The following is a 26,601-nucleotide window of genomic DNA, read 5'->3' as shown; positions in this document are numbered from 1 at the left end:
ACAGCCCGGTCGGCTCGGGACAGGTCGGGACGGCTCGGACGGCGAAGGCCGCGCCTCGTCCGTCGTCCGGCCCGGTCAGCTCGGGACGGCGAAGGCGCTGCCCGTCGTGTCCTTGCCGGCCACGTGACCGACGCAGCGGTAGACCCGGGAACCCGCCGCGAACCGGGCGGCGCTCGGCGGCAGTACGTCGACCTCCCACCTGTCGGGTGTCAGTTTCGCCGCGGCGCCGTGCCGCGATTTGAGCAGGATGTCCATGGCGCACAGGCTCGCCACGACGGGGTGTCTGGCCACCGACTCGTGGTCGCTCGTGGTCAGGTCGAGGGGCAGGGGCGCGATGGCGAAGGTCTCCCAGGAGTGCGGGCCGCCGCAGGACGCGGGCCGCGCGGTCGTGTCCCCCGCGACCGACGTCAGTCCGTGCCAGCACTCCGGCTTGACGACGCACGCGGCTCCCATCACCCCCTGGACGGCGGAGGCCGGGCAACCGGTGGAGGTGACGGGCACCTCGTAGTTGGGCGGCGGCGGGCCTCCGGGCTGCCCCGGCGGCGGGCCGGGTGGCTGCCCCGCTCGGGGTGGCGGGGGTCCGGGGGGACGGTCGAAGATCAGGACGCCGATCCCGGCGGCGAGCAGGAGCGCGAAGACCGCGGCCACGGCCGCGAAGATCGTCGACTGCCGCATGCCTCCCGACGGCAGACCGGACGGAACGGTGTGGGGCCTGCCCGCCTCGGAGAGCAGACCCGGCCCCGTCGACTGGGGGTCCGCCGACGGCCGCCCGGCGCCCGGACCGCTCATGGCGTAGGACGGTGCGGCCGGGCCCGCCGTCGACGACGCCCCGCGAACGCCGGAAGACCCGGAAGACAGGGGAGATCCGGAGGACATGGACGAGCCGTCGACGTCCAGGGCGGCCAGCGCGTCGCGGAACTCGGCCGGGGTCTGGACGCGCTGCGCGGGATCAGTGGCCATGCCGTGCCTGAGCACGGCGGTCAACGCCGGCGGAACGCCGGGGATCTCAGGGATGGGCCGCCGATGCAACACCATGATCACCGCGAGGTTGACCACACCGCCTTCGGGGAAGCGGGGCGGCCTGCCCTGCAGCAGCGCGTAGAGGGTGGCGGCCAGCGCGTACACGTCCCCGGCGGCGGTGGGCTCGGTCATGTCGAACGCCTCCGGAGGGGCGTACGCGGGGGTGAGCGAGTCCCTGGTCACCGACATCTCGCTCCGCGCGGGATCGCCCCCCGGCCGTGTGGCCAGCCCGAAGTCGGTCAGGGCCACCATCCCGTAGGAGTTGATCAGGATGTTGGCCGGCTTGACGTCCCGGTGCAGCACTCCGTTCGCGTGGGCGGCGGCCAGCGCGTCGGCGATCTTGATCCCGATGTCACGGACCTCGTGGACGCCCAGCGGGCCGTTGCGCTTCAGCTGGTCCGCCAGCGATCCGCCGGGGCACAGTTCCAGCACCATGTACGGCCGGCCGTCGGGGAGCATGCCCGCGTCGTAGATGTCGGCTACGTGGGGGTGCCCCGACAGGGCGCCGGCCGCCGTCACCTCGCGCATGAACCGCCGCTGGTCTCGCTCGGAGACCAGCACCCGGTTGTCGATCTTCAGGGCGACCTCTCGGCCCACCGCGAGTTGCCTGGCCCGGTAGACGACGCCGAACCCGCCCTGGCCGAGGAGGCCGAGCACCTCGTATCCCGGCACCAGTGGCGCGCCCGCCTCGTCCACTTTCGCCACCTCCTCGCCTGGGTGGAACGTCCGCGTCGCGCACACTACCGGAGTCGGCGCGCCGTCGATCGTTTACGCGAGGACAGGGGTCAGCCGGTGGGTTCGTCGGGCCGTTCCGGAGTGGTTCCGGCGAGCGGGACGGCCTGGCCGTGCACCAGGTCGAGCTGCACCGTCTGCCGGGGCAGCAGCGCGTCGAGAAGCCAGTTGCCGGCGATGCGCGCCCGGCCGCCCGGCACGGCGAGCAGGTGGTACCCCCGGGTGACGGCCTTCGCCGGGAGGCCGGACAGCGGCACGCCCAGCGGGTTGGCCGCCGCCTTGACGCCGCCCAGGTCGACGACGAACCCGAGGTCGCCGTGCTTGTACGGCTCCCGCCTGCCCGTGCCGAGGGAGGCGGCGACGTTGTGCGCGACGCGTTTGCCCTGACGGGAGGCGTGCTGGGCGGTCATCGCGGTGTACTGGCCGGGGTTGGTGAGGTCCGGCACCGCCGCGGCGTCCCCGCAGGCGAAGATCTCCGGATGGCCGGGGACGTTCAGGTACTCGTCCGTCAGCAGACGGCCCTTCTCCGTGGGCAGGCCCAGTGACTCGACGAAGGGATCCGGTCGCACGCCCACGCACCAGATGAGCGACCGGGTCGGCACGAACTCGCCGTCGGAGAGCTTGACCCCCTCGGCGGTCGCCTCGGACACGCTCGTGCCGGTGCGGATCTCCATCCCGCGCTTGAGCAGGGTCCGCTGCGCCGTCCGGGACAGGTGCTCGTCGAGCTCGGGCAGGATGCGCGGGGCGAGGTCGGCGAGGATCCAGCGGAGCGGCTGGTCGCTCAGGCCCGGCCGGTGCCGGCGAGCGTCCCGGGTGAGCAGCTGGCCCTGGGCCGCGACCTCGGTGCCGGTGTATCCGGCGCCGACGACGACGAACGTGCAGCGGGCCCTGCGCTCCTCCGGATCGTCGGAGGCGTCGGCGAGCTCGATCTGCCGGATGAGGTGATCGCGCAGGTAGAGAGCCTCGCCGATGCTGCGGAACCCGTGGGCGTGGTCGGCCACCCCCGGGATGGGGAGCAGCTTGTTGACGCTGCCCACCGCGAGCACCAGCCGGTCGTACTCGAGCTCCCGGGAGCTTCCCTCCGGGTCGGTGCAGGTCAACCTCCGGGCCTGCACGTCGACGGAGTTCACGGTGGCGAGCAGGTGCCGTACGCCCGGGCAGTTGCCGGACAACGGGATCGCGACCTTGCGCGGGTCGAGGATCCCGGCGGCGACCTCCGGCAACAGTGGGAGGTAGAGGAAGTAGTCGGTCGGGTTGATCAGGACGATCTCCGCCGTCCCCCGCGTGATCCGGGCAAGGGTCCTGGCGGCGGTGAAGCCCGCGAAACCGCCTCCGACGACGACCACTCTCTGCCGTTCAGCCATGCTCATGCTCTCCTGGTCCCGGAATCGGTTGCCCCTAGGTGCGTGCCCTTTTTACGCCACTTTGAGCTTGCGGGGACACAGTAGGGAAGACGATTTCGCCCCGGAGGATGTGACAGTCACTCGCCGACCCGGGACAGGCGGCCCTTCACCCGGGCGTGCCGAAGGCCACCGGGGCGAGGACGGCCCGGTGACCCGTCCAGGTCACCGGGCCGCGCCGGATGTCAGGCGGCCGTCACATGCGGCCTCACGTGGAGCTGGTGACCTCCAGGTCGTGGACGCGGGGGTCGCCCTGGTCGGCCGTGTAGTCGTCCGTACGGGTGGCGTCGGGACCGTCGACGACCTTGGCGGACTTGGCGATGACCGTGCCGAGCAGCGCGACGATCAGGTTGACGGCGAGCGCGAGGAAGCCGGCGTAGATCGTCATCTTGGTGTCCAGGCCCAGCTTGGACAGGGCGAACGCCGAACCGCCGAAGTGGTCGTGGTGGGTCGCGGGGTTGGCGACGTTGTAGAGCATCAGCATGCCCGCCCCCATGCCGGCGATCCATCCGGCGATCAGGCCGGCCCGGTGGAACCAGCGGGTGAACAGCCCGAGGGCGACGGACGGAAGCGTCTGGAGGATGATGACGCCGCCGATCAGCTGCAGGTCGATCGAGAACTGCGGATCGATGAGCAGGATGAACAGCACGGCGCCGACCTTCACGACCAGCGAGGCGATCTTGCTGGCCGACGCCTGCTGCGCGTCCGTGGCGTCCCGGTTGATGTACTCCCGGTAGATGTTCCTCGTGAACAGGTTGGCGGCGGCGATCGACATGATCGCGGCGGGTACGAGCGCACCGATGCCGACCGCGGCGAACGCCACCCCGGCGAACCAGTCGGGGAACATCTTGTCGAACAGCTGCGGCACGACCGTGTTCACGTCGGTGCCGATGGGCGTCACCCCCGCGGCGATGGCCATGTAGCCGAGCAGCGCGATCAGGCCCAGCAGCACGCTGTAGGCGGGCAGCGCGGACATGTTGCGTTTGATCACGTCGCGGTTCTTGGAGGCCAGGACGCCCGTGACGCTGTGGGGGTAGAGGAACAGCGCCAGCGCCGAACCCAGCGCGAGCGTGACGTACTGGAGCTGGTTGTTGGCGTTGAGCAGGATGCCGTCGGTGGCCGCGGGGGTTTTGTCGAACTTGGCCTGGGCCGCGTCGAAGATCGATCCCCAGCCGCCCAGCTGCGTCGGGATGTAGATGACCGCCACGAGGATCACCACGTAGATGAGCGCGTCCTTGACGAAGGCGATCAGCGCGGGGGCGCGCAGCCCGGACTGGTAGGTGTAGGCGGCCAGGATCGCGAAGGCGATGATGAGCGGCAGATCACCGGTCACCCCCATCGTCTTGAGGACCGCCTCGATGCCGACGAGCTGGAGCGCGATGTACGGCATGGTCGCGACGATGCCGGTGATGGCGACGAGAAGGGCCAGGGTCGGCGATCCGAACCTCGCCCGCACGAAGTCGGCTGGGGTGACGAGCCCGTGCACGTGCGACACCGACCAGAGCCGGATCAGCACGATCATGACCAGGGGATAGACGATCACCGTGTACGGCACGGCGAAGAAGCCCGTCGCGCCGGCCCCGAACAGCAGGGCGGGCACCGCCACGAACGTGTAGGCCGTGTAGAGGTCGCCGCCCACGAGGAACCACGTGATCCACGAACCGAAGTTGCGGCCGCCGAGCCCCCATTCGTTCAGGCTGGCGATGTCGTCGGGCCGCCGCCAGCGGGAGGCCACGAAGCCCATGCCGCTGACGATCAGGAAGAGGACGGCGAAGATGACGATCTCGGTGGTCATCGGGCCCTCCGCGTCATGTGATAGACGACCAGGGTCGCCGCGACGCTGACGAGGACGAAGCCGAGTTGCAGCCAGTAGAACAGCGGGATGCCGAACAATCGCGGTTCAACCGCGTTGAACAGGGCCGGTATCAGGGGAATGGCGATCGGCAGCAGGAGCAACCAGTTCCATGGACTGCGATCAGTGCGGGGTGTGGTCATCGCACGCTCCTTCGGACACGGACTGCTCCGCAGCGTAAAGTCCGCGGTGAAGGGGAGGGATCACTGATCGCCAAACGGTCGTGTTGCCGCGACGAGCGACCCTTACCCCCTTTCCAAACCCCCCGCCGTGATCATGCACAGGTTCGTGAACGCCTGCCATGACCTGCCCGTTCTCCCGCCGTGATCATGCACAAGTTCGGGGGCTGCGGGCGCGACCTGCGCATCCCCCCGGCGTGATCATGCACAGGTTCGGCGGCAAGGCCCTGAGCTGCGTGAACGCTGACCGTGATCATGCACAAGTTCGGCGGCGTGGACCCTGAGCTGCGCGAACGCCGACCGTGATCATGCACTCGCGACCGTCGTACTCGAATTCTGTCGCATGCCCGTTTGCTCATGGCTGTCAGGGATGTGCTGGCTCGCCGGGTGTGTCGTGTACGGCGAATCCGCACGTCGGAGCTCTTGCGGGTTGTGCATGATCGCCAACCGAGAATTCGCAGGTCGGACCGTACGATCACGAATCTGCGCATGATCACGGTCGGCGTTCACGCAGCTCAGGGTCCACGCCGCCGAACCTGTGCATGATCACGCCGGGGAGACGCGCAGGTCGCGCCCGCAGCCCCCGAACTTGTGCATGATCACGGCAAGAGAGCGGGCAGGTCGGCGGGCACATCTCCGAACCCCTGCATGATCACGGCAAGAGAGCGGGCAGGTCGGCGGGCACATCTCCGAACCCCTGCATGATCACGCCGGGGTTTAAGGGCCGGGGTTTAAGGGCCGGGGTTAAGGGAGGTGGGGGAGGATCACGGCGCTGGGGTGGGCGGGGGAGTGCAGGATCTCCTGGTCGGAGGGGTACATGGTGGCGCCGAAGGGCAGCGGGTCGCCGGTCCCCGGATTGCGGGCGATCCGCGGGTAGGCCCCGCTCGCCACATGCACGCGGATCCGGTGGCCGCGGCGGAACCGGTGACCGATGGGCCACAGGTCGACCTCCACCCGGCGTACGCCGTCCCCGTCTGCGGGGATCGAGGGCGTCAGCCGCCTGACCCCCTCGCACACGTTCATCGACGACCCGTCGGGGTGCACGTCGCAGATCCGCACCACCATGTCGGTGTGCTCCCGGCTCGACCGCACGTACAACTCGGCCGTCACCGGCCCGATCACGTCGGTGTCCTCGGCCAGCACGTGCGACGTGTAGACGAGCACGTCCTTCCGGGACTCCAGCCTCCGGTTGTCGCGCGGCTCGGAGTTGCCGATGAGCACGGGGCCGCCGATGACCGGCGTGGGGTTGGCCGGGTCGTACCGGTACGCGTCGGGCGGGGATTCGCGCGGGTTGTCCCGCGACAGAGCCAAACCGGGCTGGAGGTGCCACCGGGCCGGCCGCGTGCCCGCCACCGGCCAGTCGGGGAAGTCCCGCCATTCGTTCGCGCCGGTCACGTAGAGCCGGACGGGGGACGCCCGCAGCCCGGAGGTGTCACCCATGAGGTGGGCGCGGAACCAGGCGAGCGCGTCGATGTTCGACGCCCTCCCGTGCCGGATGTCGGCGTGGTACCACGGCCCGATCGTGAGGTACGGCTGCCGCCCGGCCGCCCGCATCGCCGCGTAGTCCTTGAGCTGCCACGGCAGGAAGACGTCGTACCAGCCGCCGGTCATCGTGACCTCGGCCGTCACTTCGCCCACGGTGGCCGAGAAGTCCCTCTTCCTCCAGTACGGCGAGGCCGGGTCGGAGTGGTTGGCCAGCAGGTCCTGGAAGAACGGCATCGGCCGGCCCGCCGACGCGAGGTCGAGTTCCGAAAGCGGGCGGCCCGACAGGACGGCGCGCCGCGTCCGCCACGGGGCGGTCAGCGCCGCCATGCCGCCCAGGCGGCCCTCCATCTGGGTGGTCAGCGTGGTCCAGATGAGCGTGGACTCCAGCGCGAACGCTCCGCCGACGTAGGCCGCGTCCCGGAAGTTCGACGCGGTGACCTGGGTCGCCATGGCCGCGAGATCGGGCGTCTCCGAGGCGATCGCCCACTGGTTGTAGCCGAGGTAGGAGGGGCCGTGCATGGCGAAGCTGCCGCCGTACCACGGCTGGGCCCGCATCCAGCCGACGGTCGCGAGCCCGTCCTCGCGCTCGTCGCCCAGGGGGTCGAGCAGGCCGCCGGAGCCGAAGCCGCCGCGGCAGCTCTGAATGATCACCTGGAAACCGTGCCGCGCGAACGTCCAGCCGTACAGCCAGCCGAAGACCCCGGCCCGGCCGTACGGTGTGCGGATCAGGATGGTCGGAGGCTGGTGGGCGCCGACGGGGATGTAGTGGTCGGTCAGCAACGCCACGCCGTCCGGCATGCAGACGGGGATGTCACGCAGCACCCGCACGCGGCGAGCGGGTACGCCGGGTGGCCGGGGAAGAACCGGCAGCCGTGGGACGGGTAGCCGGGGAACAGGCAGGTAAGCCACGCCGCCTCCTTAACCTCTTGGTAACAGAATATCAATACTCTGTGCCTTCTTGGGGCCTATCGTACTGTTTGTCCGATTTCATGATCGTATTGTGGCGTTGCCTGATCACGACGCGCGCCGCTACCCTTACGACATGCGAACTTCCGAAGCCCTTCAGTGGTGGCGCCGCTAGCAGGCGGCGCGGGTTCGTTATGAGCAGATCGACTGGCCGCCCCGAGAGGCGGCCTTTTATGTGTGTCCGCCCCCGGGGCATACGACTTAAAGGGGCGAGACAGTGGAGACCAGCGGATATACCACCGCAGGGGGCATCGGGGTCGAGCGCGGCGTGCGCGAGGTGTCCGAGGAGGCCCTCGAAGAGATCGTGACGGCCCTGGGGGAGCGCCGTGGCGGGGCGTTCTCCTCCGGCATGGACTATCCGGGCCGCTACAGCCGCTGGGCCTTCGGCTACGTGGATCCCTGCGTGGAGATCGTGGCGAGGGGGCGGCGCATCTCGGCCCGCGCCCTCAACGAGCGCGGCCGCGTCGTCCTGCCCGTCATCGCCTCCTGCCTGCTCGCCGCGGGCAAGCCGGTGTCGGAGCCGGACGCGGGTCACGTCGAGGTCCACGTGGCCGAGTCGGAGGACCTGCTGCCCGAGGAGTTCCGCAGCCGGCGGCCGACGGTCTTCACCGCGATCCGCGAGGTGATCGCCGCCTTCCAGGGCGACGACCCGCACCTGGGGCTCTACGGCGCGTTCGGCTACGACCTGGCATTCCAGTTCGAGCCGATTCGCTACCGGCTCAGCCGCCCGGCGAACCAGCGTGACCTCGTGCTCCACCTGCCCGACCGGCTGGTAGTGATCGACCGGGTCCGTGAGACGAGCATGGAGTACACCTACGACTTCACCGTCGACGGCGTCTCCACCAAGGGACTGGAACGGTCAGGCGACAGCTTCCCGCTCACCATCCCCACCGAAATACCGAAAAATCCGGAAAAGGGGACGTACGCCGAGATCGTCGCCACGGCCAAGGAGAAGTTCAAGCGCGGCGACCTGTTCGAGGTGGTCCCCGGCCAGGTCTTCCACTCCTCCTGCACCGATCCTTCCGCCTTCTACCGGTCCCTTCGCACCAGCAACCCGGCGCCGTACGAGTTCCTGCTCAACCTCGGCGACGGCGAGCACATGGTCGGCGCGTCCCCCGAGATGTACGTCCGGGTGACCGGAGACCGGGTCGAGACGTGCCCGATCTCCGGCACGATCGCCAGGGGCGCCGACCCCGTCGAGGACGCCGAGGCCATCAGGACCCTCCTGTCCAGCGTGAAGGAGGAGTCCGAGCTGACCATGTGCACCGACGTGGACCGCAACGACAAGTCGCGCATCTGCGTCCCCGGCAGCGTGAAGGTCATCGGCCGGCGGCAGATCGAGATGTACTCCCGGCTGATCCACACCGTCGACCACATCGAGGGCCGGCTGCGCCCCGAGTTCGACGCCCTCGACGCGTTCCTCACGCACATGTGGGCCGTCACCGTCACGGGGGCCCCGAAGACGTGGGCCATGCAGTTCATCGAGGACCACGAGGAGACCACCCGCCGCTGGTACGGCGGAGCCGTCGGCTTCATCGGCTTCGACGGCTCCATGAACACCGGCCTCACCTTGCGGACGGCCCAGATCCGCGACGGGGTCGCCGCGGTCCGGGCGGGGGCGACGCTGCTGTACGACTCCGACCCCGAAGCAGAGGAGCGGGAGACCGAGCTCAAGGCCAGTGCCCTGCTCGCGGCGCTTGCCGCCGTCGGGCGTGAGCGGGCGGAGACCGTGCGGGAGCGGACGGCCGACCTGCCGGGCGAGGGCCACAAGGTCCTCCTGGTCGACTATGAGGACTCGTTCGTCAACACCCTGGCCGACTACTTCCGCCAGCAGGGGGCCTCCGTCGTGACGCTGCGGCACGGCTTCCCGCCGGAGACGATCGAGGAGATCGCGCCCACTCTGGTCGTGCTCTCGCCCGGCCCCGGCTGGCCGTCCGACTTCGGCGCCTCCGCCCTGGTCGAGGCGGTGTACGCCAAGGGCCTGCCGGTCTTCGGTGTCTGCCTGGGCCTCCAGGCGATGGTCGAGCACGCGGGCGGCACGCTGGAGCTCCTGCCGTACCCCGAACACGGCAAGCGCGGGCACGTCCGCCGCGAGGGCCCGAGCGCGCTGCTGGAGGGTCTGCCGGAGGAGTTCGTCGCGGCCCGCTACCACTCGGTGCACGCCAAGGAGCCCGGCGTGCGCGGTTTCACGGTCACCGCGTCCACCGAGGACGGCGCGGCGATGGCGATCGAGGACGTGGAGAACCGGCGTTTCGGGGTGCAGTTCCACCCCGAGTCGATCCTCACCACGCAGGGTGGCGCCGGAGCCCGGATCATCGCCAACGTCCTGCGGCTCGCCCGCTGAGCCCGGTCGGGTGAACCCGGTGGATCCGCTGGTCCCGCCCGCTTGAACCCGCTGGACCTGCCGGGGCGAATCCGCTGAGCCCGCCCGGGTAAAGCAGGTAAAGAGGGACGCGAAAGGCGCGCCGGCACGGGAGTGGAGCCGTAAAGTCCACTCCCGTGCCGGAGATCAGAGTGGACGACGCGCTGCCCGTGCCCCTGCCCGACCCGGTCCGTGCCGCGCTCGTCGCCCCGATGGTCGACCACCACTGTCACGGCGTGCGGCGCGACGACCTGTCCAGGTCGGAGTTCGAGACTCTGATCACGGAGGCCGGCACGCCCGCGCCGCCCGGCACCACGCACTTCGACACTCCCGCGGGCATGGCGATCCGGCGCTGGTGCGCCCCCGCTCTCGACCTCGAGCCGCACGTGTCGCCCGCGGTCTACCTGTCCCGCAGGGCGGAACTCGGCGCGGCCGAGGTGAACCGCCGGCTGCTGAGGAAGGCGGGCATCGCGGCCTTCCTCGTGGACACCGGGCTCGACCGGCCCGAGCTGCTCAGCGCGGCCGAGATGGGCCGGACGGGCGGGGCCGCGGCCGACGAGGTGGTCCGGCTGGAGCAGATCGAGCAGGAGGTCGCCACCGCCGGCCTTTCCGCCGTGGGCTATGTCAAGGCGCTGCGCGACGAGCTCGCCGTCAGGGCCGCGCGCGCGGTGGGGCTGAAGTCGATCGCCGCCTACCGCTGCGGGCTCGGATTCGACCCCTCCCGGCCGTCCAGGGGAGCCGTGATCGCCTCCGCGGGCCGGCGGCTGTCCGATCCCAAGGAGCGGCTCACCGACCCCGTCCTGGTGCGGCACCTGCTCTGGGCGGCGGTCGACGTCGCGAGGGAGCGGAGCCTGCCGCTCCAGTTCCACTGCGGGTACGGCGACGCCGACCTCGACCTGCACCGCTCGGACCCCTCACTGCTGACGGGGTTCATCCGGGCGGTGGCGCCGTCCGGGATGCCCGTGGTCCTGCTGCACTGCTACCCGTTCCACCGCCAGGCGGCCTACCTGGCGGCGGTCTTCCCGCACGTCTACGTCGACGTGGGCCTCGCGCTGACGTACACGGCCGCGGGATCCGCCGCGATCCTCGGGGAGATGCTCGAACTCGTCCCCTTCCACAAGCAGATGTTCAGCTCCGACTGCTACGGGGTCGCGGAGTTGTGCCTCCTCGGGGCGGTGTACCACCGGCGAGGGCTCGCGCGGGTGCTGGCCGGCCGCATCGCCGAAGGGGAATGGAGCGCGGCGGACGCGGCCAGGATCGCCCACATGATCGGGTCGGGCAACGCCAGACGGGTGTATCGCCTCTGACTCCGGCGGATCATCATCAAGAAGGAGGAAACGCCGCGCAGGTCACAAGATAATCGCCGGGATGACTGCCATTGAGATCCGCGACCTTGCGAAGTCGTTCGGCTCGGTGAAAGCGGTCGACGGGGTTTCCTTCACTGTGGAGGCGGGCTCTGTCACCGGCTATCTCGGTCCCAACGGCGCCGGTAAGACCACAACACTGCGTAGCCTGCTCGGCCTGGTCACCCCCGACTCGGGGGAGGCGCTCGTCGACGGCAGGCGCTATGTCACGCTGCCCCAGCCTGTGAGCGAGGTCGGGGCCGTGCTCGAAGCCACGAGTTTCCACCCGGGCCGTACGGCCCTCGACCATCTGCGCATCCTGTGCGTCGCCGCGGGCCTGCCCGATCAGCGGGCCGGCGAGGCCCTCGAAATGGTCGGCCTCGCCGACGTCGCGGGCAAGCGCGTAGGGGGCTTCTCGCTCGGCATGCGGCAGCGCCTCGCGCTGTCGTCCGCCCTGCTGGGCCGGCCCAAGATCTTCATTCTCGACGAGCCCGCCAACGGCCTCGACCCCGCCGGGATCGAGTGGCTCCGGGGCTTCCTCCGCCATCTGGCCCACGACCAGGGCGCCGCGGTGCTGGTCTCCAGCCACGTGCTCGCCGAGGTCGAGCAGACCGTCGACAACGTGGTGATCATCGCCAAGGGCCGGCTCGTACGGCAGGGCACGCTGGCGGAGCTCACCACGAACGGTGACACGGCCATCCGCGTCCGCGCGACCAACGCGGCGGAGCTCGCTCCGGCGCTGGAGGCGGCGGGGGCCGCCGTCGAGCGGGTGGAGGACGGCCTTCTGCGCGTCCGGGGGATCGGCGCCGAGGCCGTCGGGCAGATCGCGCTCGACCGGCGCGTCGTGCTGACCGAGGTGACCCAGGAACGGTCCGACCTGCAGAAGGTCTTTCTCGAGCTGACGGGGGAGCGATGATCGGGCTCGTCAAGGCGGAGCTGCGCAAGCTGTTCACCACGCGCCTGTGGTGGATCATGCTGATCGTCATGGTCGTCCTGGTCGGGGTCAACCTGGCCTTCATCATCGCGTTCGCCGGGGTGAGCCAGAACGGTGGGCCGGCCCTGCCCAAGCGGGACACCATGGAATGGGCCCAGGTCGCCTGGTCGGTCGGCTCGAGCGGCGGGATCTTCGTCATGATCCTCGGGGTGGTCATGATCACCTCCGAGTACCGCTACCAGACGGTCACGGGAACCTTCCTCACCACGCCGCGCCGTGAGCGCGTGATCGCCGCCAAGCTGATCACCGGTCTCCTGATCGGGTTGTTGTTCGCACTCGTGATCCTGGTGTTCGAGGCCGCCACGGTGGTCCCCACGGTGCTGCTCTCCGGTGGGGAGTTCTCCTTGGCGGAGACGCGCATCCCCCAGGTGAGCATCGGCATCCTGGCGAGCCTGGCCCTCTACGGGCTGTTCGGCATCGGCCTCGGGGCGCTGGTGCGCAACCAGATCGCCGGCATCGTCGGTGCGGTGGTGTGGGCGTATGTGATCGAGAGCATCTTCACCGCGATTCCGGCGTTGCATTCGGTGGGCAAGTGGCTGCCGGGCGGGGCGGCACAGTCCCTGATGAGCATCGACATCGACACCGGGCTCGGCAGGCCCGAGTGGCTGCCCGCGTGGGGCGGCGCGCTCGTCCTCGTCGCGTACGGGCTGCTGTTCGCCGTCGTCGCCTCGGCCACGACGGTCCGCCGCGACATCACCTGAGCGGACCCCGGGAACGCGGCGAGATCATCCGAGAGCCGATGGACGGCGCGAGGCCGTCCATCGGTAGGGTGTTGGGCCGAGTGAGCCGAGCGGTGGCCTACTCGCCAAGTACAACAGTGGACGGGGACGATCATCATGCGCAGTGTGGAACCCGAGGTCTTCATCGTCGCCCGGCCCGAGCTGGACTACGACGAGCTCGCCCGCTACCTGCGGGAGATCGGCGGGGAGAGCTGGCTGGATCGGCTGGAGCGCGGCGAGTTCGACGCGCAGAACCTCGCGGAGTTCGCCGGGCGGCTGTGCTACCGGTCGTTCGAGCCGGGGCTGAACCCGAACGTGACCCGGATCAGGACCGACCAGACCCAGTACCTCCAGAACATCCTCGCCAGCGCCCACGGGTCGGTGCTCGAACACATCAGCTTCAGCTTCGTCCTGCACAACGTCAGCCGGGTCTTCACCCACGAGCTCGTACGGCACCGGCCCGGTGTGGCCATCTCGCAGGAGTCGCTGCGGTTCGTCCGCCTGTCGGATCTTCCGTTCTGGTTCCCCGACTGGGCCAAGGAGGACGCCGAGCTGATGAAGCGCGCGACCGCGGTGCTCGACCAGCTGGAGGAGTTCCAGACCTGGATGGCGGGCCACTTCGGACTCGACGAGGAGGGGGTGAAGTTCGCCGAGAAGAAGCACCACACCTCGTTCATGCGCCGCTTCGCCCCCGAGGGCCTGGCGACCGGCCTGGTCTGGACGGCCAACGTCCGCACGCTCAGGCACACGATCGAGTCCCGCACGGCCGTGGGCGCGGAAGAGGAGATCCGCCTGGTGTTCCAGCGGATCGGCGAGCTCATGAAGCAGGAGGCGCCAGCCCTGTTCGGGGACTACGTCGTCGAGGACGGCGCCTGGGTCCCCGGCTGGCGGAAGGTCTGACCCCCGCCTGACCGGGGCGCTGCCCCGCCCGCCTAACCGAGCGCGGGCAGGACGTAGACCTCGGCGCCGGGTGGCAGCGCGCACGACAGTCCTCCGAGCTGTCGTGCGTTCTCCCCGCAGACGAACATGCTGATGTGCCGCCGGATGTGGCCGTCCGCGTCGCGCAGTCGTTCCTCCAGCGAGGGGTGCGTACGGCGGAGCGTGTCGAGGGCGGCCCCGAGCGTGGGCATGTCCTCGTCCGGCGGCGCCACCGCGAAGACCCTGACCTCCGACCGGTCACCGATCCAGTGCCGGAGCATGTGCGGCACCACGAAGGTGACCAGCGTGACGGGCCTGGTCACCTCAGAGCACCGCCGCACGGACGGTGAGGACGTCGGGAAGGTGGCGGGCGATCAGCGTCCAGCTCAGGCCGGCGTTCTCCGACCCGTACACCTCGCCGTCACGGGTGCCGAAGAAGACGCCCGCTTCGCTGGCCACCAGGGCGTCGCGGAGCACCGCGGCGTGCACCGGCCCGTCGGGGAGCCCGTCGCCGAGGCTCTTCCAGCCCGCCCCGCCGTCATCGCTGCGGAAGACGTTGTAGCGGTGGCCGACCGGCGTGCGGTCCATGTCGGCGTGCAGCGGGAACACGTAGACCGTGTCGGGATCGGAGGGGTGGACGGTGATCGGGAAGCCGAAGTCCGACGGCAACTCCGAGCCGATGTCCGTCCATGAGCCTCCGAAGTCGTCGGACCGGTAAACGCCGAAGTGGTGCTGGAGATAGAGCCGCTCGGGCCGGGCCGGATGTTGCGCCACCTTGTGCACGCACTGGCCGAACTCGGGATACTGCGCGCCCTCCGGCAGGAAGGGCGCCCGGATGTTCCGGTTGGCGGGCTCCCAGGAGGCGCCGCCGTCCGAACTGCGGAAGAATCCGACGGCCGAGGCCGCCACCGCGATGCGACGGGGATCGGTCGGGTGCGGGATGACGGTGTGGAGGCACAGGCCGCCCCCGCCGGGCTGCCACTCGGGCCGGGTGGGGTGGTCCCACAGACCTTCGACGAGCGAGTAGGTCTTGCCGCCGTCCTCGGACCGCCACAGCGAAGCGGGCTCGGCGCCCGCCCACACCACGCCGGGCTCCGTCGGCGAGGGCTGGAGTTGCCACACGCGGGCGAGCGAGGCACCCGTCCGCTCGGGGAACGCCACCGGAGGCGTGGCCGCCTCCTGCCACGTCTGCCCGAGGTCGTCCGACCACATCACCGAGGGCCCGAAATGACCGTACTCGATGCCCGCGAGCAGCCGCGGAGTCTCCCCGCGTGTGTCGATCGCCACGGAGTGGACGCCGATGGTGGAGAAGCGGACGGGGTCGACCTCGAAGGGCCCGCCGCCGGACGAGCGTGCGATGAACAGACCCTTGCGCGTGCCGATCGCGAGCAGGGCTTCCATGAACACCTCCTGATGGGCTTCGTGCACGGCGCCTTTCCGGGTTGGGCCCATCGTGCCAGGAGACCGGCGGCCGGTCAGGGAGATACGGGAGTCGGCTAGGGCTCGCCCTGGATGGTGTCGCGATGGATCCGGCACAGGGGGACGCCCGACATCTGCAACCGCTGGACGGTCTCGTTCACCATCGAGCCCGGGCCGCAGACGTAGACCTCGTGCTCGGCCCAGGAATGGAAGCGCTCCATGACGTCGGGCAGCCGCCCGCGCATCCCGTCGTAGGCCTGTTCGTCGGAGACCACGGGCAACACGCGCAACCATGGGAAGCTCGACTCCATCCGGATGAGGTCGTGCATGTCGTAGAGCTCGGCCGAGCGCCGGGCGCCGAAGATCAGGTGAATGTTGGGCCTGCGGCCGGACGCGATGACGTGCTCGATGATGGCCTTCAGCGGGGCCAGCCCCGTGCCGCCCGCCACGAACAGAATGTCCCGGTCCGACTCGACGGGCGCCATCGTGCCCACGGGCGGGCCGAGCAGGATCTGGTCGCCGATCCGGGTGTGCTGGACGAGTGCCGAGCTGACCCATCCGCCGGGGATGGCACGCACGTGGAGGCGGATGGTGTTGTCGTCGCGCGGCGCGTTGGCGATCGAGAACGTCCGCCAGACCCGTGGCCACCGGGCGGTCTGCACGGTGACGTACTGCCCCGGCGTGAACTCCAGCCGCTGCGCCGGCCGTACCGTGATGACGGCGATGTCACGGGTCCGCCGGTCGTGGTCGACGACCTCTCCCAGCCACCAGGGGGGCGAGACACCGGCGTCCGCGGCCGCCGCCTCGATCATGGCGGAGGAGGCCAGGCCGTACGCCTCGACCCAGGCGGACTCGATCTCGTCGGTCCACATGTCGGCGGCGAAGTGCTTGATCGTGGCGACGAGAGCGTTGCCCACGGCAGTGTAGTGCTCGTCGACGACACCGTACTTGCGGTGGTCGCGCCCGAGCTGGCCGAGGTAGGCCGCGAGACCATCGGGGCTGTCGAGCAACCAGACGATTCGCGTGAGCGCGCTGAAAAGGCGGTCACGCTGCATGTCCATCGCAGGCGGGAACATCGCCCGCAGTCGTGGGTTCTCCGCGAACAGTCGCCCGTAGAAAAACGCCGCGGCCTTACCCGCGACGGGTTCGATGACGGAGAAGCTCTCTTTGACGAGGCGCGGATTAAGCGTCATCTACTGTGTCCCACCCTTGGGACCGGACCAGCTCCGGTCTTGTCGATCCACCTCCCTGACGGCTCCGGGTGATGAGCGCCGCCAGCCCCGGCTCAACCGCGCTCATTCGGAAGTCTTGCACTCACAGTCGGACGTCACAACCGATTCTTCACAAGGTGGTGCGAAAACCAACTCATTGTGATTGTCTGGTAATGGATTGTAATCGTGGATGCTTGCTGTTACCTGCGGTAATAGTGAGGTAAGTGGGACAAAGTGAATTCCGGCTACGCCATTATGGGTGTACCGATTTGTAAGACACCCGGGAGATCGCAATGGCGCGTCCGATCGTTGGTATCACCACCTACCTCGAGGCCGCGCGATGGAGCGTATGGGTGAGGGAGGCCGCCATTTCGCCCCAGGCGTACGCCACGGCCGTGGACAAGGCGGGCGGCGCCCCGCTCCTGCTCCCCCCGACCAGTCCGGCGTCCGTGGCCGACTATGTGCGCGGCCTCGACGCGTTGATCCTCGCGGGCGGCGTGGAGATCTCCCCCTCCCTGTACGGCGAGGAGCCGGACAAGAGGGTCGAGGAGCCGCAGGTCCACCGTGACCGCTTCGAACTGGCCCTTGCCCGGGCGGCGGTGGAGGCGGACCTCCCGGTGCTTGCGATCTCCCGCGGCATGCACATGCTCAACGTGTCCCAGGGCGGCACGCTCATCCCCTGGCTGCCCGACGTCGTCGCCCACGAGCGGCACGAGACGGCCAGGCACGAGATCACCGTGAGCGTCTCGAGCAAGGTCGGCAAGGCGATCGGCGATCACGCCGAGGTGACCGGCGCGCACCGGCAGGGCGTCAGGCGGCTCGGCACCGGGCTCCAGGCGGTCGCGTGGGCGGACGACCAGATCGTGGAGGGGATCGAGATCCCCGGCCACCGGTTCGCCGTCGGCGTCCAGTGGCACCCCGAGCGCGGTACGGACAACCGGCTCGTCGAATCTCTGATGGAGGCCGCGCGGCCGTGACCGTTCCCTCCGGGGTGCTGCGCGGTTACTGTGCGCAGGCGTGAGGGACTACGAGAAGCTGAAGATCGACTGGCCGGCCGACGGAGTGCTGCGGATCGTCATCAGCGAGCCCGGCAGGCTGAACGCGGTGGACCGCACCGGGCACCGTGAGCTCGCCGAGGTGTGGCAGGACGCCGGCGCCGACGACGCGGTCCGCGCGGTGCTCATCCGGGGGGAGGGCGCGGCGTTCTCCGCGGGAGGCGACCTGTCGATGATCGAGGAGATGACACGCGACCACGCGACCCGCATGCGCGTCTTCGCCGAGGCGCGCGACATCGTCTACAACGTGATCAACTGCCCCAAGCCGGTGGTGTCGGCCATCCAGGGGCCCGCCGTGGGCGCGGGGCTCGCGGTGGCGCTGCTCGCCGACATCTCGGTGGCCGGCCGTACGGCACGCGTGATCGACGGTCACACGCGGCTCGGGGTGGCGGCGGGCGACCACGCGGCGATCGTCTGGCCCCTGCTGTGCGGCCTGGCGAAGGCCAAGTACCACCTGCTGTTGTGCGAGCCGGTGTCGGGGGAGCAGGCGGAGGCGATGGGCCTGGTCAGCCTGTGCGTCGACGACGACCAGGTCCACGACAGGGCGCTGGACGTCGCGGTGCGACTGGCGAACGGCTCCGCCGAGGCCATCCGGCTGACCAAATACTCCCTGAACAACTGGCTCCGGCTGGCGGGCCCGTCGTTCGACGCGTCGCTGGCCATGGAGTTCCTCGGTTTCACCGGTCCCGACGTGGCCGAAGGGGTCCGGGCCGTCCGGGACAAGCGGCCCCCGCGCTTCTCCTGAGGGTCCGCGCGGCGGCGGTCAGCCGAACCGCTTGCGCAGGGAGTCGAGGCCGGGGGCGAAGACGCCACGTGTGAAGATCTTGGCCACCCGGCCCGGGTCGTCGGCCTCGAAGGACGCGTACCACTCCACGAACGCCTCACCGGTGTCCGTCACCGGGGCCACCCGGCATGTCGCCCGGTAGTTCCTGACCGGCAGCGGGCATTCGAGGATCTCGTACGTCAGCGACCGCTCCGGGTCGTCGAGGGACGACAGGCGTTCCCGGAAGACCCCGCCGGCGCCCTCGATCCGCCGGACGGCCCCGGGAGCGAGCGTCCCGCCGTCCTCGATCTCGCAGGTCGTGATGCCGGGAAGCCACTCCGCCAGGTTGCCGAAGTCCCGGAGGTAGGCCCAGACCTCGTCGGCGTCCGCCCTGATCACGGTGCTCGCGTACGGCTTGTCCATCCGATGTCCCTTCACCGCTGCCTTACGTATGTCTTTACTTCCCCCGAAGCCGCATACGCAATGGCGGATCCGGCGGCTAGAAACTCCGCGGCAGCCCCAGAACCTGGGTCGCGAGGTAGTTGAGCAGCAACTCCTCGGTCACCGGCGCGATCTTGCCGATGCGCGCGTCCGTGAGCAGCCGGGCCACCGGGTACTCCAGCGAGTAGGCCATGCCGCCGTGGGTCTGGAACGCGGCGTCGGCGGCCTCCCACGCCGCCTGGGACGCGGTCAGCTTCGCGATGTTGGCCTCGGTGCCGCAGGGGAGCCCGTTGTCGAAGGACCAGGCCGCCTTGTAGAGCATGAGCCTGGCCAGCTCGATCTTGGCCTTGACCTGCGCCAGCGGGAACGCGATGGCCTGGTTGGACCCGATCGGCCGGCCGAAGACCTCGCGCTGCTTCGCGTAGTCCACTCCGGCCCGCAGCGCGACCTCGGCCCCGCCGAGGGCGCTCGCGCCCAGCAGGATGCGCTCGGGGTTGAGGACGTCCCAGAGCACCGTGGCGCCCCCGTGGAGTTCGCCGAGCACGTTCGTCGCCGGCACGCGCAGATCGTCGATGAACACCATGTTCGACGGCGTCGTGTTCGCGCCCATCTTCGGGATCGGCCGGTAGGACAACTGCCCGGCCGCGACCGCCTCCGGCACGTTGACCAGGAATACCGTCATGCCGTTGGTCCGCGGCCTGGCCTCGGCGGCGGGGATGGTCCGCGTGACGAGCAACATCCAGGTGGCGCGCTGCACACCGGTGATCCAGATCTTCTGCCCGTTGACGACGAAGTCGGAGCCGTCCTCGCGGGCGAAGGTGGAGATCGCCAGCGAGTTGGACCCGGCGTCCGGCTCGGTGAGGGCGAAGCAGGTCTCGAGCTCGCCCGTCGCCAGCCCCGGGAGCAGCGCGGCCTTCTGCTCCGGGGTGCCGTGCCTGGCCAGGGTCATCGCGCCGAAGCCCGGCGTCAGGACGTAGGTGAACGCGGAACCGCCCGCGGAACCGGACGCCGACAACGTCTCGGTGGCGACCGCGAGCTCCAGCAGTCCCTGCCCGGCGCCGCCGTACTCCTCGGGGACGGCGAGGCCGAGCCAGCCGCCTTTGGCGAGGTCCTCCCAGACTTCTTCCGGCCACCGTTTCCCGGCCTCGCAGCGCTCCCAGTAAGCCATGTCGTAATGGGAGCAGATGTCCGCGACGCCGCGTTGTACGGCTTGCGCGCTCTCCGGCAGTGAGAAGTCCATAACTGTCTCCATTTCCTGGTCGCGCGCAATAGTAGAACGAAGCGATCTCCCTATGAGTCTCCGTATCGGCGGGGAATCAGCGGCGCGGGCGCCGCGCGTGGTAAACGAAGGCGGGCGGGAGGTTGCGCCACACCGTGCGCCCCGGCACGACCTCTTCGAACGACTCGGAGAGCCTCCTGCGGAAACGCAGCGCGGGGGGAAGCGCCCTGGCGTGCACGTAGGAGAACGTCGTGAACGCCCCGCCGGGAGCGAGGGACTGGACGACCGCGCGGAGGACCTCCGACTGGTGGCCGTAGGAGAAGGCGGCCCAGGGCAGCCCGCTCACGATCACGTCGGCCGCGGCCACGCCCCGCTCGGCGAGGAGGGCGGGAAGCCGCGCGGCGCTGTCGACCACGATCTCCGCGCCCGGGTGGGCGCCGTCGAGGAGTTCGGCGAGCTGAGGGTTGATCTCGACGGCGAGGTGCCGTCCGCGCCCGCCCAGACGGCGCTGGATCTCGCCGGTGAACGGGCCCGTGCCCGGCCCCAGCTCGACCACCACGGGGTCGCCCCGCTCCGGCACCGGCACGCACACCGCCGAGGACAACCGCCGGGAACTGGGCGCAATCGCACCGGTGACGGCGGGCGCCCGGAGGAACTGACTGAAGAAGATCGCTGACTCGTTCGCCATGCCTCGAAGCTAGGGGCGCGCTCCCACGCGGAGCCCCCGTCGTCCGGCCCGTGTGAGCGGCCACAAGGACCCCGGGACGCGGCCACATGGCCCCGCCCGGGCGGCCAGAAGGAGGAGACGGTCTCGTCCCTCCGGAGGAAGAGGACCATGCCCGTGCTGCGGATACCGTTCCCCTATGCGGTGGCGTGACGCAGTGCTCGACGTCTTCCTCGCGGTGTGCGGGGTCGTCCTCGACGTGCTCGTCACCGGGGGGCACGTGGGCGGGCCGTCGGCGCCCGTCTGGATCGCCCGGCTGTTCTCCCTTCTCGCCGGGCTGCCGCTCGGCTTCGTCCGCAGGCGGCCCGGCCCGGTCGCCGTCTACCTTGCCGTGCTGCTCGTCGTGTGCGACCAGCTCGGCGCCGGGACGACGGACACGGTGCAGATCCTGCTGCCCATCGCGGTCGGGATGCTGGCCCGGAGCCGGGGGTGGCGCTGGACGGCTCCCGTGGCGGTCCTCGCCGGTGCGGCGACCGCCGTCAACCTGGCCGACCCGGGAATCGCCTTCACGCAGAACTCGTGGTTCTACTCGGTCGGCATCATCGCCTTCCCTGTGCTGATCGGCCGATACCTGCGAAGCGAGAGGGGTCAGGGCAAGGAGGATCCGGCGCCCCTGCTCGACCTGCTGCTCGCCGGCGGCGGGGTGGCCTTCGCCGTCCTCGGCACCTGGCCCTTCTGGGACAGCGGGAAGCCGCCCGTGTGGGCGGTCGGTCTCATGGTGGTGGTGGCGGGGTTCGCCCTCGGCGTCGTCCGCAAGCACCCGGGGGCCGTACTGCTGCTGGAGAGCGTGGTCCTGGTCGTGGCCGACCAGTACGCCCCGCGGACGGGGAGCAGCCTCCAACTCCTCGCGCTCGTCGCACTGGGCGTGTTCTCCACCACGGCGAGCTGGACGTGGGTGGGCGCCGGGTACCTGCTGACCTGCGCCGTCACCGCCATCGTGATCGTCGACGACCCGGCCGACATCACGTTCGTCCGCGTGGTCACGCTCATGGCCATCGTGACCGCCCCCGTCGCGATCGGACGGTACGTCCGCGCCCGCCAGGCCGAGGGGCGCCAGGCGAGGGAGCTGAGCGCCGAGCGCCTGCGCGCCGACCGGCTCGCCGAGCGGGAGCGGATCGCCCGCGACGTCCACGACATCGTGGCGCACCACGTCGGGGCGATGGTGTTGCGGGCGAGCGCCGCCCAGTACGCCGGGGCGACCGGGCCCGCGGCCGAGGCGCTGGCCGACATCAGGGAGACCGGCCACCGCGTCCTGGAGGACCTCCGCGGGCTGCTCACCGTCCTCAGGGATCCCGAACGCGACGAACTCGCGCACACCGGTCCCGGTGACGTCAGCCTCGACCTCACGCTGGCCGACCCCGACGACATCATGCGCGACGCCGTCGCGCGGATGGCCACCGCCGGCCTGCGGGTGGAGCTGCGCATCGCCACCGAGGCCGTGGCGGCGCCGCTGGTCGTCCGGGCGTCCGCGGCCAGGATCGTCCAGGAGGGACTGACGAACGTCCTCAAGCACGCCGGTCCCGAGGCGACGGCCGAGATCACGGTCGGGATGGAGAAGGGCACGATGACCGTGGAGGTCCGCAACGGCCCCGGCACGGCGGGACCGGGGGAGACGCTGCCCTCGACCGGGCAGGGGATCGCCGGGATGCGCGAACGGGCCCGCGCGCTCGGCGGCCGGCTCACGGCCGGGCCCGTGGAGGACGGCGGCTGGCGCCTGGCCGCGTCCTTACCCCTGCCCGACCCCGCGGAGGGCCCCGAGGCCGACCCGGAATGCCGGTGGACCTCACGGAGCCCGTCGTGATCCGCGTCGTGGTCGTCGACGACCAGGCGCTGGTCCGGGCGGGCGTGCGGATGATGCTGGAGGCCGCGGGGGACATGGAGGTCTGCGGCGAGGCCGCCGACGGCGCCGAGGCCGTGCGGCTCGCCGAGCGCCACCGGCCCGACGTGCTGCTCATGGACCTGCGGATGCCCCGCGTGGACGGGCTCGAGGCCACCCGTCGCATCCTCGCCGCCGACCCGGCCGCGCGGATCGTGGTGTTGACCACATTTTCCGACGACGTGAACGTCTACTCCGCCCTGCGTGCCGGAGCCCTCGGCTTCCTGGTGAAGGACGACTCCCCGGACCGGATGGTCGAGGCCGTGCGGCGGGCCGCCCTGGGGGAGCCGCTGCTCGCCCCGACGGTGCTGCGGCGGGTGGTCGAGCGCGCCCTCGCGGCCGAGCGGCAGACGGCCCGGCTCCCCGGCAACCTCACGGAACGTGAGGTCCAGGTCCTGACGCTGGTCGGGATGGGCCTGTCCAACGCCGAGATCGGCGACCGGCTCCACGTGGGGGTGACGACCGTCAAGAGCCACGTCGCGGCGATCATGGAGAAGCTCGAGTTGCGCAACCGGACTCAGGCCGCGGTCGTGGCCCACCGGTTCGGCTTGGTCGACGCGGAGTTCAATGCCCTGGATCCGCCTCGCGGCGCGCGGGAAAGGGGCATGTAGGGTCTGGGGCGTGGACGCTGCCGAGGACCGGATCTACACGGTTCCCAACCTGCTGAGCGCACTGCGGCTACTCGGCGTTCCGGTCTTCCTCTGGCTCGTTCTGGGACCCCACGAGGACGGCTGGGCCATCCTGCTGCTGATGCTCGCCGGGTTCTCCGACTGGCTCGACGGCAAGCTCGCCCGCGCCTGGGGGCAGACCAGCAAGCTGGGCCGCCTGATCGACCCGCTCGCCGACCGGCTCTACATCCTGGCCACCCTGGTCGGACTGGTGCTGCGCGACGCCATCCCGCTGTGGCTGGCGCTCGTGGTGCCGCTGCGCGACGTCATGCTCCTGTGGGTCCCCCCGGTCCTGCGCCGCCACGGGTACGGCCCGGCGCTGCCGGTCCACTTCCTCGGCAAGGCGGCGACGGCGGCCCTCATGTACGCCTTCCCGCTGCTCTTCCTCGCTTCCCACGACGGCTGGTACGCGGAGATCTCCACGATCTTCGGATGGGCCTTCGCCATCTGGGGAACTGGTCTGTATTGGTGGGCGGGGGTGTTGTATGTCGTACAGGTGCGCCACCTAACGAAGGGGTGACCGTGAAGGCCGTCGTCATGGCGGGCGGGGAGGGGACACGGCTGCGGCCGATGACCGCCAACCAGCCCAAGCCCCTACTCCCGATCATCAACCGGCCGATCATGGAGCACGTGCTCCGGCTGCTGAAGCGCCACGGGTACACCGAGACCGTCGTCACGGTCCAGTTCCTGGCCGCCCTGATCCGCAACTACTTCGGCGACGGCGACGAGCTCGGCATGAGCCTCCACTACGCCACCGAGGAGATCCCGCTCGGCACGGCCGGCAGCGTCAAGAACGCGGCCGACAAACTCCGCGAGGACCGGTTCCTCGTCATCTCCGGCGACGCCCTGACCGACATCGACCTGACCGACATGCTCCGCTTCCACCGGGAGAACCGGGCCCTGGTCACCATCGGCCTCAAGCGCGTGCCGAACCCGCTGGAGTTCGGGATCATCATCGTCGACGAGAACGGGCGGATCCAGCGCTTCCTGGAGAAGCCCACATGGGGCCAGGTGTTCTCCGACACCGTCAACACCGGCATCTACATCATGGAGCCCTCGGTCCTCGACCAGATCGAGCCGGGACAGTCCGTCGACTGGTCGTCCGACGTCTTCCCCAAGCTGCTCGAGAGCGGGCAACGGCTGTTCGGGTACGTCGCGGACGGCTACTGGGAGGACGTCGGCACCCACGAGAGCTACCTGAAGGCCCAGGCCGACGTCCTGGAGGGCAAGGTCAGGGTCGACTTCGACGCGTTCGAGCTCGCACCGGGTGTCTGGGCCGCCGAGGGCGCCTCCGTCGACCCGGACGCCGTGCTGAAGGGCCCGCTCTACATCGGCGACTACGCCAAGGTCGAGGCCGGGGCCGAACTGCGCGAATACACCGTCCTCGGCAGCAACGCGGTGGTCAAGGAGGGGGCCTTCCTGCACCGTGCCGTCGTCAGCGACAACGTCTACGTCGGCCCGGCGGCCCACCTCCGGGGTTGCGTGATCGGCAAGAACACCGACGTGATGACCGGCGCGAGGATCGAGGAGAACGCCGTCGTCGGCGACGAGTGCGTCATCGAGGCCGAGGCCTACGTCTCCTCCGGCGTGAAGATCTATCCGTTCAAGACCATCGAGGCCGGCGCGGTCGTCAACACCAGCGTCATCTGGGAGTCGCGCGGCCAGCGCAGCCTGTTCGGTCCCCGCGGCGTCTCCGGCCTCGTCAACGTGGAGATCACCCCCGAGCTGTGCGTACGGCTGGCCAGCGCCTACGCCACCACGCTCAGGAAGGGCGACACCGTCGTCACGTCCCGCGACGCCTCCCGCGCCGCCAGGGCGCTCAAGCGGGCCGTGATCAGCGCGCTCAACTCCAGCGCCATCAACGTCGTCGACCTGGAGGCCGCCGCGCTGCCGGTGACCCGGTTCAACACCTCCAGGGAGAACGTGCGGGGCGGCATCGCCCTGCGGACCACCGCGGGCGACCCCCAGAGCGTCGACATCGTGTTCATGGACGAGTCCGGGGCCGATCTGTCCCAGGCGGCCCAGCGGAAGCTGGAGAGGGTCTTCTCACGCCAGGAGTACCGCCGGGCCTTCCCCGGGGAGATCGCCGAGCTGACCTTCCCCGCGAGGGCCGTCGACACCTACGCCCGGGAGTTGCTGCGCTGCATCGACATGACCGGCGTGAAGGACGCCGAGATGAAGGTCGTGGTCGACTGCGCGGGAGGCACGTCCTCGCTCGTGCTGCCCAGCCTGCTCGGCCGCGCCGGCGTCGACGTGCTGACCGTCAACAACCGCCTCGACGACGTCTCGCCCACGGAGAGCCTCGCCGAGCGCCGCCGCGACCTCCAGCGGCTCGCCGAGCTCGTGGCCTCGTCCAGGGCGGCCTTCGGCGTACGGTTCGACCCGGTGGGCGAACGGGTGTCCCTGGTCGACGAGATGGGTCAGCTCATCAGCGAGGAGCGGGCCCTCCTCGTAGTGCTCGACCTGGTCGCGGCCGAGCGCAGGGGAGGCAGGGTCGCGCTCCCCGTCACGACGACGCGGGTCGCCGAGATGGTCTGCCGGTTCCACGGCGTGCAGGTCGACTGGACCGCCACGGGCGTGGACACGCTCGCGACGGCGGCGCGGCACCCCGACATGATCTTCGCCTGCGACGGGCGTGGCGGCTTCATCGTGCCCGAGTTCGCCCCGACGGTGGACGGGCTCGCGGTGTTCCTCCGGCTGCTCGGCCTGGTCGCGCGGACCCGGCTGTCCCTCAGCCAGATCGACGCCCGCATCCCGGAGGCGAAGCTGCTCAAACGGACCGTGCCGACGCCGTGGGCCCACAAGGGGGCGGTCATGCGCTCGGTGGTCGAGGCCGCGGAGGGCCACAGGATCGACACCACCGACGGGGTGCGGGTCGTCGAGGACGACGGCAGCTGGGCCCTCGTCCTGCCCGACCCGTCCGAGGCCGTCACCCACCTGTGGGCCGAGGGCCACGACGTCGACAGCGCCCAGGGCATCCTCGAACGATGGGCCCGCGTGGTGGAACAGGCCGCCGGCTCCCAATGAGATTGATCACAGTGTTTATGGCGCTCGCTCCACTCGCGCGGGCTCGGGGCGCCCTTGAGGCGGAGCCTTCCCTCGTCCTTCGGGGTCGCTCGTGCCTCGCTCCCCGCTCACTCCTCAGTCCAGGCACCGCCGCGCCCCTCACAAGCCCGTGAGGGCCCAGAACGGCTGTGGAAGACGAGGTCAGCGCATGAGCGACGTGGAGCGTGAGGGGCGCGGCCGGGATCTGGA

The 26,601-nt window shown here is 70.3% G+C and carries 22 protein-coding genes; 11 read left to right on the top strand and 11 right to left on the bottom strand.

Annotated elements, in window-relative coordinates; genetic code table 11:
* Window positions 1-75: 75 nt before the first annotated feature.
* The 5 genes from Psi02_RS24160 to Psi02_RS24140 form a co-directional block, all read right to left on the bottom strand.
* A complete protein-coding gene (locus Psi02_RS24160; RefSeq protein ID WP_203977915.1) occupies window positions 76-1,725 on the bottom strand; it encodes a serine/threonine-protein kinase in 1,650 nt (549 codons plus the stop codon).
* Window positions 1,726-1,805: 80 nt separating this feature from the next.
* On the bottom strand, window positions 1,806-3,116 hold the full coding sequence (locus Psi02_RS24155; protein WP_203977913.1) for an NAD(P)/FAD-dependent oxidoreductase: 1,311 nt from the start codon (window positions 3,114-3,116) through the stop codon (window positions 1,806-1,808).
* A 244-nt stretch (window positions 3,117-3,360) separates the two neighbouring features.
* Window positions 3,361-4,947 carry a monocarboxylate uptake permease MctP gene (gene mctP, locus Psi02_RS24150; protein WP_203977911.1) on the bottom strand — a complete coding sequence of 529 codons (1,587 nt, stop codon included), beginning with the start codon at window positions 4,945-4,947 and terminating at the stop codon, window positions 3,361-3,363.
* A complete protein-coding gene (locus Psi02_RS24145; protein WP_203977909.1) occupies window positions 4,944-5,147 on the bottom strand; it encodes a DUF3311 domain-containing protein in 204 nt (67 codons plus the stop codon). The genes mctP and Psi02_RS24145 overlap by 4 nt, the downstream gene beginning before the upstream one ends.
* Before the next feature lie 780 nt (window positions 5,148-5,927).
* On the bottom strand, window positions 5,928-7,577 hold the full coding sequence (locus tag Psi02_RS24140; RefSeq protein WP_308442262.1) for a CocE/NonD family hydrolase: 1,650 nt from the start codon (window positions 7,575-7,577) through the stop codon (window positions 5,928-5,930).
* Window positions 7,578-7,851: 274 nt separating this feature from the next.
* On the opposite strand from Psi02_RS24140, the gene Psi02_RS24135 reads away from it, so the two are divergent.
* The 5 genes from Psi02_RS24135 to thyX all read left to right on the top strand — a co-directional run bounded on the left by Psi02_RS24135 (window position 7,852) and on the right by thyX (window position 13,952).
* Window positions 7,852-9,978 carry an anthranilate synthase component I gene (locus Psi02_RS24135; protein ID WP_203977907.1) on the top strand — a complete coding sequence of 709 codons (2,127 nt, stop codon included), beginning with the start codon at window positions 7,852-7,854 and terminating at the stop codon, window positions 9,976-9,978.
* Between the two features lie 155 nt (window positions 9,979-10,133).
* Entirely contained in the window at window positions 10,134-11,303 is a 1,170-nt protein-coding gene (locus Psi02_RS24130; protein ID WP_239095105.1) for an amidohydrolase family protein, read from the top strand.
* A gap of 61 nt (window positions 11,304-11,364) precedes the next feature.
* Window positions 11,365-12,255, top strand: a complete 891-nt coding sequence (locus Psi02_RS24125; protein ID WP_203977905.1) for an ABC transporter ATP-binding protein — start codon at window positions 11,365-11,367, stop codon at window positions 12,253-12,255.
* Window positions 12,252-13,034 (top strand): ABC transporter permease, encoded by a 783-nt coding sequence (locus Psi02_RS24120; RefSeq protein ID WP_203977903.1) that lies wholly within the window; start codon window positions 12,252-12,254, stop codon window positions 13,032-13,034. Before Psi02_RS24125 ends, Psi02_RS24120 begins: the two co-directional genes overlap by 4 nt.
* A gap of 135 nt (window positions 13,035-13,169) precedes the next feature.
* Window positions 13,170-13,952: an FAD-dependent thymidylate synthase gene (gene thyX, locus Psi02_RS24115; RefSeq protein WP_203977901.1), complete on the top strand. Its 783-nt coding sequence runs from the start codon at window positions 13,170-13,172 to the stop codon at window positions 13,950-13,952.
* Between the two features lie 32 nt (window positions 13,953-13,984).
* Here thyX and Psi02_RS24110 read toward each other — a convergent pair whose 3' ends face one another.
* The 3 genes from Psi02_RS24110 to Psi02_RS24100 all read right to left on the bottom strand — a co-directional run bounded on the left by Psi02_RS24110 (window position 13,985) and on the right by Psi02_RS24100 (window position 16,582).
* Window positions 13,985-14,293 (bottom strand): ubiquitin family protein, encoded by a 309-nt coding sequence (locus tag Psi02_RS24110; protein ID WP_203977899.1) that lies wholly within the window; start codon window positions 14,291-14,293, stop codon window positions 13,985-13,987.
* Window position 14,294: 1 nt separating this feature from the next.
* Window positions 14,295-15,371 (bottom strand): WD40/YVTN/BNR-like repeat-containing protein, encoded by a 1,077-nt coding sequence (locus Psi02_RS24105; RefSeq protein ID WP_203977897.1) that lies wholly within the window; start codon window positions 15,369-15,371, stop codon window positions 14,295-14,297.
* A gap of 95 nt (window positions 15,372-15,466) precedes the next feature.
* A complete protein-coding gene (locus Psi02_RS24100; protein ID WP_203977896.1) occupies window positions 15,467-16,582 on the bottom strand; it encodes a globin domain-containing protein in 1,116 nt (371 codons plus the stop codon).
* A gap of 311 nt (window positions 16,583-16,893) precedes the next feature.
* Between Psi02_RS24100 and Psi02_RS24095 the strand changes: the two genes are divergently transcribed.
* Together Psi02_RS24095 and Psi02_RS24090 are read left to right on the top strand one after the other, a co-directional pair.
* Window positions 16,894-17,577 (top strand): gamma-glutamyl-gamma-aminobutyrate hydrolase family protein, encoded by a 684-nt coding sequence (locus Psi02_RS24095; RefSeq protein WP_203977894.1) that lies wholly within the window; start codon window positions 16,894-16,896, stop codon window positions 17,575-17,577.
* A 40-nt stretch (window positions 17,578-17,617) separates the two neighbouring features.
* On the top strand, window positions 17,618-18,400 hold the full coding sequence (locus Psi02_RS24090; RefSeq protein WP_203977892.1) for an enoyl-CoA hydratase/isomerase family protein: 783 nt from the start codon (window positions 17,618-17,620) through the stop codon (window positions 18,398-18,400).
* Window positions 18,401-18,418: 18 nt separating this feature from the next.
* Here Psi02_RS24090 and Psi02_RS24085 read toward each other — a convergent pair whose 3' ends face one another.
* From Psi02_RS24085 to Psi02_RS24075, 3 genes are all read right to left on the bottom strand, one after another.
* Entirely contained in the window at window positions 18,419-18,841 is a 423-nt protein-coding gene (locus Psi02_RS24085; RefSeq protein WP_203977890.1) for an SRPBCC family protein, read from the bottom strand.
* 76 nt (window positions 18,842-18,917) lie between these two features.
* Window positions 18,918-20,099, bottom strand: coding sequence for an acyl-CoA dehydrogenase family protein (locus tag Psi02_RS24080; protein ID WP_203977888.1), 1,182 nt, complete (start codon window positions 20,097-20,099; stop codon window positions 18,918-18,920).
* A 76-nt stretch (window positions 20,100-20,175) separates the two neighbouring features.
* Complete coding sequence (locus tag Psi02_RS24075; protein WP_203977886.1) at window positions 20,176-20,766, bottom strand: class I SAM-dependent methyltransferase; 591 nt, start codon at window positions 20,764-20,766, stop codon at window positions 20,176-20,178.
* Window positions 20,767-20,941: 175 nt separating this feature from the next.
* Between Psi02_RS24075 and Psi02_RS24070 the strand changes: the two genes are divergently transcribed.
* The 4 genes from Psi02_RS24070 to Psi02_RS24055 are packed head-to-tail and all read left to right on the top strand — an operon-like array spanning window position 20,942 to window position 26,373.
* Window positions 20,942-22,603, top strand: coding sequence for a sensor histidine kinase (locus Psi02_RS24070; RefSeq protein WP_203977884.1), 1,662 nt, complete (start codon window positions 20,942-20,944; stop codon window positions 22,601-22,603).
* Window positions 22,573-23,289 carry a response regulator gene (locus Psi02_RS24065; RefSeq protein ID WP_203977882.1) on the top strand — a complete coding sequence of 239 codons (717 nt, stop codon included), beginning with the start codon at window positions 22,573-22,575 and terminating at the stop codon, window positions 23,287-23,289. The genes Psi02_RS24070 and Psi02_RS24065 overlap by 31 nt, the downstream gene beginning before the upstream one ends.
* A gap of 10 nt (window positions 23,290-23,299) precedes the next feature.
* Window positions 23,300-23,866, top strand: a complete 567-nt coding sequence (gene clsA, locus Psi02_RS24060; protein WP_239095104.1) for a cardiolipin synthase ClsA — start codon at window positions 23,300-23,302, stop codon at window positions 23,864-23,866.
* A gap of 2 nt (window positions 23,867-23,868) precedes the next feature.
* Window positions 23,869-26,373: a mannose-1-phosphate guanyltransferase gene (locus tag Psi02_RS24055; protein WP_203977878.1), complete on the top strand. Its 2,505-nt coding sequence runs from the start codon at window positions 23,869-23,871 to the stop codon at window positions 26,371-26,373.
* Window positions 26,374-26,601: the final 228 nt, after the last annotated feature.

The sequence above is a fragment of the Planotetraspora silvatica genome, from assembly GCF_016863315.1.
Taxonomy (GTDB): Bacteria; Actinomycetota; Actinomycetes; order Streptosporangiales; family Streptosporangiaceae; genus Planotetraspora; species Planotetraspora silvatica.
This window is presented reverse-complemented; position numbering and strand designations above follow the sequence as displayed.

Bases quoted from the DNA above. Each gene is read 5' to 3' on its own strand.
- Psi02_RS24070 (WP_203977884.1), top strand. From the start codon at position 20,942: ATGCGGTGGCGTGACGCAGTGCTCGACGTCTTCCTCGCGGTGTGCGGG.
- Psi02_RS24075 (WP_203977886.1), bottom strand. From the start codon at position 20,766: ATGGCGAACGAGTCAGCGATCTTCTTCAGTCAGTTCCTCCGGGCGCCC.
- Psi02_RS24105 (WP_203977897.1), bottom strand. From the start codon at position 15,371: ATGGAAGCCCTGCTCGCGATCGGCACGCGCAAGGGTCTGTTCATCGCA.
- Psi02_RS24145 (WP_203977909.1), bottom strand. From the start codon at position 5,147: ATGACCACACCCCGCACTGATCGCAGTCCATGGAACTGGTTGCTCCTG.
- Psi02_RS24120 (WP_203977903.1), top strand. From the start codon at position 12,252: ATGATCGGGCTCGTCAAGGCGGAGCTGCGCAAGCTGTTCACCACGCGC.
- thyX (WP_203977901.1), top strand. From the start codon at position 13,170: ATGCGCAGTGTGGAACCCGAGGTCTTCATCGTCGCCCGGCCCGAGCTG.
- Psi02_RS24080 (WP_203977888.1), bottom strand. From the start codon at position 20,099: ATGGACTTCTCACTGCCGGAGAGCGCGCAAGCCGTACAACGCGGCGTC.
- Psi02_RS24085 (WP_203977890.1), bottom strand. From the start codon at position 18,841: ATGGACAAGCCGTACGCGAGCACCGTGATCAGGGCGGACGCCGACGAG.
- Psi02_RS24065 (WP_203977882.1), top strand. From the start codon at position 22,573: ATGCCGGTGGACCTCACGGAGCCCGTCGTGATCCGCGTCGTGGTCGTC.
- mctP (WP_203977911.1), bottom strand. From the start codon at position 4,947: ATGACCACCGAGATCGTCATCTTCGCCGTCCTCTTCCTGATCGTCAGC.
- Psi02_RS24125 (WP_203977905.1), top strand. From the start codon at position 11,365: ATGACTGCCATTGAGATCCGCGACCTTGCGAAGTCGTTCGGCTCGGTG.
- Psi02_RS24100 (WP_203977896.1), bottom strand. From the start codon at position 16,582: ATGACGCTTAATCCGCGCCTCGTCAAAGAGAGCTTCTCCGTCATCGAA.
- Psi02_RS24155 (WP_203977913.1), bottom strand. From the start codon at position 3,116: ATGGCTGAACGGCAGAGAGTGGTCGTCGTCGGAGGCGGTTTCGCGGGC.
- Psi02_RS24095 (WP_203977894.1), top strand. From the start codon at position 16,894: ATGGCGCGTCCGATCGTTGGTATCACCACCTACCTCGAGGCCGCGCGA.